The following is a 578-nucleotide window of genomic DNA, read 5'->3' on the forward strand; positions in this document are numbered from 1 at the left end:
GCCGCGCCGCTTCACGAACTCCAACGAGACGCTGTCGCGCGCCGGACGTACTGCGATGCGAAGCGGGGCAGGCGACGTATCGCTTGCGGCAGCGAGCGGCCGGACCATGAAGAACAGCGAGTCGCTGGTCTGCGCGGCGAGGTGCAGGCGGCGCAGCGCTTCCGGTCGCACATGGGTCTGCCAAAAGAGCAGCGCGCCAAATGTACCGGCACGAAGGATCTGCTCACCGGCCCACAGCGCGTCAGCCGTCTTGCTGGCGCGGACGACGTTAATCGAGGTTTCAGGCAAGCCCCAGTACGCTGCCGCTTCGGGCTGGAACCGGTGCGGTGGCTGCAGCAAAGCAATGCGCCGCTGTGCGACCGACCTAAGCGCGGGCAGCAACAACCGCAATTCGCCGACGCCCGGCTGCTGCACCAAGAGCTCGGTCAGCGCGCTTTTTGGCCAACCGCCGCCCGGCAGTTCGGCTGCGAGACGCTCGAACCCACACGGCACGACGTTCACGCGAGCGGAGCCCAGCTGCGAACCCCGCCAAATCGATGGATGAATGTCTTCGAGGGCTAACGCTCCCATGTCGGACC

The 578-nt window shown here is 66.6% G+C and carries 1 protein-coding gene; it reads right to left on the bottom strand.

The features are described 5' to 3' along the window. Positions 1 to 570, bottom strand: a 570-nt coding sequence (gene imuA, locus AWB81_RS44005; RefSeq protein WP_087135643.1) for a translesion DNA synthesis-associated protein ImuA, incomplete at its 3' end; no start/stop codon positions are given. Between the last annotated feature and the right edge of the window lie 8 nt (positions 571 to 578).

The organism is Caballeronia arationis (genome assembly GCF_001544975.2).
GTDB classification, from domain to species: domain Bacteria; phylum Pseudomonadota; class Gammaproteobacteria; order Burkholderiales; family Burkholderiaceae; genus Caballeronia; species Caballeronia arationis.